The following is a 4656-nucleotide window of genomic DNA, read 5'->3' as shown; positions in this document are numbered from 1 at the left end:
GTGAGAGCTGGGAATGACGTGGGAATTGGGCTTTTAAATACCACAAAAAAATAAAATGAGTGATACTTTTCACTCAAAAAGTCTCACTCATTTTCATCTATTACTTCTCTGATTCTATTTAAACCAATAGGACTAATCTTAATTATTTATTCATATCCTATTTAAATCTACTCCTAAGAACTATAATAAGTTTTTAAAACCTGTCCATTTTTACCACTAGTAGTACAAAGATACTTAGCAGTGTTATTATCATAACTATCATAATAATAAGTCGCTATCATATATCCACTATCGACCTGCACATCGCTAAACCAAAGCTCAGTCTTCAGAAGATCAGTTTTCGCCTTAGTGCTAATCTTCATTCTACTAAGATAGCAATATCCACTTTTATATGTCGTATAATAAACATATCCACTAGACAAATCCATTAGCTGTGCATTTGAAATAATTCTAGACTTGCTAGTTGAGCTAGTCTTGATCTTGTATATATGGCTGTTGTAATTAAAATATATGTAATCAGAATATGCCTTCAAATTCACAGGTATATATGTTCCGCTAGACATAATCTTTGAAGTACCGCCTGTTAGCCCTATACGTCTCAAGTAATTGCTTTTAGTACCATAATTTGTGTAATAAATTTTTGATTTATACACTATAAACTCGTTTATACTGCTAGACTTCTTGATACACTTGTCACTACTTCCAGACAAAGACATTCTATAAATCCCAATTACCTTATTAGAATCCCAAGAACCCTCAGTAAAGCTCTCCTTCAAATAGTAAATATATCCATTATAGACAACTGGATTGCTTCCTTTCTTCAAAACCTTTGCATCCTTACCACTAGTTCTGACCTTGAAAATATAAGGATAATATCCACCAGTCCCTTGGAACGTATCCATCACGCAGTAGATCCAACCGTCCTTCACGATCAAATCATCAAATGACCACGCATTACTGTTGCTGTATACTAATGTAGATTTCTTAGTGCTTGTGTTGACCTTGTATATCTTGTTGTAAACAGAATAATACATGTAATCGCCTGATTTTATACTGGCTGCTGGAGTTGAAGTAGCAGGTATTTGTGCTGCTTCTGATACCCCTGTGAAAGCACATGTAAATATTATTGCTAGAGCTAGGATGATGCTTGTAAGTTTCTTTTTCATAGTTTTTCCCCCTTTGTTCAAAATTAGATGTTGCAAAATAGAATAGATTTTCATATTTATTTGTATTATATCACAATACTATCATCAAAATTTCTCATATATTTCTATAAAATTTCTTTTTAAAATAAAAACACCTCTTCTTCTTATTTTGAGAGGTGTTTTCTGTCTTGTTTAAAAAGTTGTTCTTGTTTAAAAAATTGTTCTTGTTTTATAATTGTTCTTATTTAAAAAATTATTCTTATTTACTTCTATTATATCATAAAAAATATTTTTTATGCTATTTTTTTTGATATTTTTTATAAGATTTTTGTATTAACTTATCTATATCTATGTATCTAAGATCACTATATTTGGTACTATCTTCACTTATAAGTGTTTCTATTTTTTCTTTATAATTATCTGTAATTATATAATTATCTCTTATTTTGCCCTCATACTTATATGTATAAACATATATCTTTTTTTCTTTATTATTTAATTCTTTAAATTGCCTATATATTTCATATTCAAAAACTTTATAATGTTTCATAATATTTTTTATATATCTATCTACACTTATAAAAGGCTCTTTTCTTGAATTTATAAAGCTCTTTTCAATATAATCATTTAAATTTTTATATAATTCATGCTTTAAATTGTCTATACCATAAGAGTCTTTTATCTCTTCAATTATATCTTCTATAAAATAATTCTCTGTTGGGAAATTAAGAAGATTTTTATCAAAATTATCTTTTGTTGTTATCAGTAATACAAACTCCTTATGATTTTTTATAGATTTTATTAATGGAGTCATATCTTTATCATTCGAAATAATAGCAACTCCATCAACAATATCATTTATATACATTTGTTCTATTGCATCTGTTGCAATTTGAACATCAGCATAATTTTTACTATTATTACATGTATGTATAGTTCTTAGACCCAACTGCTGTAATTTTGTTTGATGATATGATTCATGCATATCTTCTATATCAAAATTACAATACGCAATGATATCTAGTACATTGTAATTATTTATTTCTAAGAATTTTTTTAGCTTTTGAAAAAACTCTTTTTCAAATATGTTTTCATTTTTATTTATTAAGTTATAATGTAAATTCTCATAATCCACATAAACTATAATATTTTTTTTATTTGTTATCATATTCTATTCCTTTCTTTGATAATTGTATACTTATATTACTAAAAAATTATATATTTTACAATATTGACAAAGAATTAATTATATAATCTATTAAAGTTGCAAAAGAGTTCTTTTCAATAAAAATAAAAAGAACTCTTTTAATCTGAATTTTATACAAAATTATCTTCAAATCACACTAAAATTCCATTCAATATCTCAGTTAAAAAATATTTCTTAAACCTAAAATATTCATAGAAAAATACGACTCCTAATCCAAATCCACATAAAGCATACATAAAAACCAATTTACTTTTAATGTAGAAAAAACATCCTACTTCTAAAATAGCAAAAATAAAACTTATTATAGATAAACTTCTCGCCATTCCATAAATTGATAAAAATACAAATGCTGTTGAGTATATTTCATGATTGTTTTTTTCAACATAGCAAATCAATGTTCTTATATCTTTACAATCATAATTAACCTTAAAACAATTTCTGTACTTTTCTTCAAACACGCTATACAAATCTGAACTAATTAATGCTTTTAAATCTAGCTTTGACTTAAAGAACTTAATCTTCTCAACAATCCTTTTTTCCATTATAAAAGAGCTTGCAGAAGATACAATATGTCCTAAACAATAGCCAACTAATACAACTAAAAGAGCATAAATAGTTTTGTAATAGCTAGTTAGATTTTGTAATATAACCCAAAAATTTAACTCTTTATCTATATTTCGATAGAAAATATATAAATACAAAATCAGAACCAATCCTGGAACTAAATATCCAAAAAAATCATACAAAGTCGCTTTTATTCCTAATTTATCCATTTATTACCTCTCTTAGTCTAACTTATATTTCTAATATCCACCATTGACTTCTTTATATTCTGCCATAAATCTAAATTCCTATTTTTATATAAATCAATCTCTGAATCACTTATGTCAAAATCAAATCCCCAATGACAGCCTTTATATTTCTCTGTTATTCCATCTATATTTTTTGATGAATATATTTGTTTACCATATTTCAAAAATCTTTTTAACTTTTTTGGCAGGCAAGTTATAGTAAGTATTATATCCTCACTAATACTTACTATATTTTTGCTTAAATACCTATTCACCTGATTAAAATGACCTACAATAAAAAGTACTTCTGGATATCCTTCTAAACTTCCAAAAGGAAAAGTTTCTAAAACTATAAACTCATCTGTTTCTCCAGTTTTTATTGCATATAGCTTAAAAACGTCAAATATATAAGAAACTCTTTGAGCTAAACTAGCTTTTTCTGATTTACAAAGTAAATATCTCATTATTTCTCACTCCAAAGGTAATTTCCAGCTCTATAAATATTTAAATCTCTTGGTAATTTAATATCGCCATTTTTAGTATTTTTTATATTATATCCCTTATTAGGAAGTTTATCTGAGCCTCCATTTGATGCACCTGTATTGTCTGAAACTATATATACAACTTCATTATCGTCACCTTTTACTTCGAATATTTTTTCAGCTTGTACTAATTTTCCATGATGAGGTAATTGTATATATTTATATGATCCTACTTTATCTTCAATTGCTGCAAAACTAGAATCTCCACTCAATAACAATTTTTGATTATTTATTTTTATTGAAATTTGAACACTTGTAGCATTAACAATTGTTTCTCTATCTATAGTATCTCCTTCTGTAGTATCTAAAGCTTTTGCAAATGCCTCTAAAAAGTATTTTTCTGTTGGACCTTCTATAAAAACACCGTCTATAACTTTTTTACCTATATAAATATCATCTAATAAGTCTTTATTCCCTAATTTTGCTATATTATCATATATATTAGTTATTTGTCTTTTTATAGATTCTCTATTTTTTCTTCCATCATCTATAATCTCTAAAAGTTCATCTACATATTTTAATAACAATATAGTAATTACTTTTGAAACTCTTCCTTGTTCAATAAGATATGGTATACCATCAAAATGATCATCATCATTATGTGATAATACAACAGTTACTTTTTCTATACCTTTTTTATCTATATATTCAATAACTCTCTTTGCATGCTCTATATGACCACAATCAAATACTGCAACTTCACTTCCATTATCTATGATAAAACAATCACCATAATTTATAGTTGTATCCTTATAATTTTTTGAGCTTAAAACATTTACTTCCATTTAAATTGCCTCTCTTTCCTAATTTTCTTAATTATTTATTTTTTCTTAATTTTCTACCTGGAATTAATAATTAATAGACTATAAACTAGATATAAATATATCTAGTTTTGCTAATATCATTAAACAAAATTAATTATATTTTTTGAAATGCATTTGGTATGTATAAATAAATTTATTTATTGCATT

General features: G+C 25.8%; 5 protein-coding genes. All 5 read right to left on the bottom strand.

Annotation, left to right across the window (positions count from 1 at the left end; genetic code table 11):
• Positions 1 to 173: 173 nt before the first annotated feature.
• The 5 genes from SPD90_RS06660 to SPD90_RS06640 all read right to left on the bottom strand — a co-directional run bounded on the left by SPD90_RS06660 (position 174) and on the right by SPD90_RS06640 (position 4470).
• Positions 174 to 1166, bottom strand: coding sequence for a DUF5050 domain-containing protein (locus tag SPD90_RS06660; protein WP_320924713.1), 993 nt, complete (start codon positions 1164 to 1166; stop codon positions 174 to 176).
• A gap of 277 nt (positions 1167 to 1443) precedes the next feature.
• Positions 1444 to 2313 (bottom strand): NYN domain-containing protein, encoded by an 870-nt coding sequence (locus tag SPD90_RS06655; protein WP_320924712.1) that lies wholly within the window; start codon positions 2311 to 2313, stop codon positions 1444 to 1446.
• Between the two features lie 170 nt (positions 2314 to 2483).
• Complete coding sequence (locus tag SPD90_RS06650) at positions 2484 to 3125, bottom strand: hypothetical protein (protein WP_320924711.1); 642 nt, start codon at positions 3123 to 3125, stop codon at positions 2484 to 2486.
• A gap of 17 nt (positions 3126 to 3142) precedes the next feature.
• Entirely contained in the window at positions 3143 to 3607 is a 465-nt protein-coding gene (locus SPD90_RS06645) for a hypothetical protein (protein ID WP_320924710.1), read from the bottom strand.
• Positions 3607 to 4470, bottom strand: a complete 864-nt coding sequence (locus SPD90_RS06640; RefSeq protein ID WP_320924709.1) for an MBL fold metallo-hydrolase — start codon at positions 4468 to 4470, stop codon at positions 3607 to 3609. Before SPD90_RS06640 ends, SPD90_RS06645 begins: the two co-directional genes overlap by 1 nt.
• Positions 4471 to 4656 lie beyond the last annotated feature (186 nt).

Origin of the sequence: Intestinibacter sp., from assembly GCF_034113885.1 — a bacterium.
In the GTDB taxonomy this organism is placed as follows: Bacteria; Bacillota; Clostridia; order Peptostreptococcales; family Peptostreptococcaceae; genus Intestinibacter.
This window is presented reverse-complemented; position numbering and strand designations above follow the sequence as displayed.

Excerpts from the sequence above, each read along its gene's own strand:
- SPD90_RS06660 (WP_320924713.1), bottom strand. The coding sequence starts at position 1,166 with ATGAAAAAGAAACTTACAAGCATCATCCTAGCTCTAGCAATAATATTT.
- SPD90_RS06645 (WP_320924710.1), bottom strand. The coding sequence starts at position 3,607 with ATGAGATATTTACTTTGTAAATCAGAAAAAGCTAGTTTAGCTCAAAGA.
- SPD90_RS06650 (WP_320924711.1), bottom strand. The coding sequence starts at position 3,125 with ATGGATAAATTAGGAATAAAAGCGACTTTGTATGATTTTTTTGGATAT.
- SPD90_RS06640 (WP_320924709.1), bottom strand. The coding sequence starts at position 4,470 with ATGGAAGTAAATGTTTTAAGCTCAAAAAATTATAAGGATACAACTATA.
- SPD90_RS06655 (WP_320924712.1), bottom strand. The coding sequence starts at position 2,313 with ATGATAACAAATAAAAAAAATATTATAGTTTATGTGGATTATGAGAAT.